The sequence below is a fragment of the Acinetobacter sp. NigerLNRRAM0016 genome (assembly GCF_054112845.1).
This window is the reverse complement of record NZ_JBSYVT010000093.1, coordinates 1-1,407: the sequence shown is the minus strand read 5'-3', so window position 1 is coordinate 1,407 and position 1,407 is coordinate 1. Positions and strand designations below refer to the sequence as shown.

The 1,407-nt window shown below is 37.5% G+C and carries 2 protein-coding genes and 1 pseudogene; all 3 read left to right on the top strand.

Annotated elements, in window-relative coordinates:
• Positions 1-229 (top strand): annotated as a pseudogene (locus tag ACWQ4X_RS19640) (cation transporter); the annotation flags it as partial.
• A gap of 11 nt (positions 230-240) precedes the next feature.
• A complete protein-coding gene (locus ACWQ4X_RS19635) occupies positions 241-501 on the top strand; it encodes a FeoA family protein (RefSeq protein ID WP_004665962.1) in 261 nt (86 codons plus the stop codon).
• A partial coding sequence (locus ACWQ4X_RS19630) for a FeoB small GTPase domain-containing protein (RefSeq protein WP_457904671.1) occupies positions 491-1,407 on the top strand: 917 nt, incomplete at its 3' end. The genes ACWQ4X_RS19635 and ACWQ4X_RS19630, both read left to right, overlap by 11 nt.

Below are 1,407 nucleotides of genomic sequence, written 5' to 3'. Positions count from 1 at the left end.
TATAGCTAACGTGACATGCTTATATCTTATTTCTGGTCATCGAGAAGATGGCGCACATATGAAAGCCAGTTGGATTTTCTCGGCGAATGACGTTGTCGTAAATATGGGCGTTATATTTGCCGGTGTACTCGTGGCGTGGACGGGATCAGCTTACCCAGACTTAATCATTGGCATCCTGGTTTCTTTATTCGTGCTTAATGGTGCTCGAAAGATTTTGGCTTTGAAGTAAGAGTATCGAAAATGAATCTATTTCAAGTTAAACAAAATCAGATCGTCAAAATTAGAGATCTCAAAAAAGGTAATCAATACAGTCATACCACTGATCCCGTATTGGAACGGCTCCAACTATTAGGTTTTAGAGAGGGTGAAACTCTACAAGTACTCGCTAAAGGTGTTTTTGGCGGAGATCCTGTTTTAGTTCAAATTGAAACTTCAAGATTCGCATTAAGAAAGAATGAAGCTGAAAGAATTTTTGTAGAGTTAGTATCCAATGAAGATTAAGAACATTGCATTAGTCGGTAATCCAAATTGCGGAAAAACCTCTTTATTTAATACGCTTACTGGTACGCGACAAAAAGTTGCCAACTATGCTGGGGTTACCGTAGAAAGAAAAGAAGGTTCTTTTAAATTACCTTCTGGTGATGCAATACGAGTATTGGACTTACCCGGAACTTACAGTTTAAAACCTAGTAGTTTAGATGAAGAAGTCACCAGGGCAGTTTGTTTGGGCGAGCTAAAAGGTGAAATTCTACCCGATATTTTTATATGCGTTGTAGATGCCACAAATTTAAGCTTACATTTGAGCTTGGTTCTCGAAGTTCGTGCTCTAAATCGCCCTATGATTCTTGTATTAAATATGATGGATGAGGTCAAAAAGCGTGGTATTTCCATTGATAAGGATAAACTGTCTCAACTGTTAGGTATCCCTGTAGTTGAATCTGTCGCTGTCAAAACTAAAGGGATTCAAGATTTAATTAATCAGTTAGATCAAAAAAATCTTTTTGTTGCCCCTTATCATTCTGAATTAGATCACTTTGAACAGATCAAGCAAATCACCAAACAAGTCATTTTAAATAATGACAGTGGTGACAAAAGAACTGCGTTTCTAGATAAGATTTTTCTACATCCTGTACTGGGTTTGGTAATCTTAGCTTTAACCATGTTTGTGATGTTCCAAGCGGTATTTATATGGGCCACACCATTTATTGAATTCATTGAAAATCTTGTGGTCTGGCTTAGTGATTTTATTGGACCACTAATCCAACATCCTCTATTAAAAAGCTTGGTTGTGGATGGGGTAATTGCTGGTGCAGGTAGCGTGCTTGCATATATGCCTCAGATTTTGATTTTATTCTTCTTCATTTTAATGCTTGAAGAGTCAGGCTATTTACCCCGAGCAGCATTTCT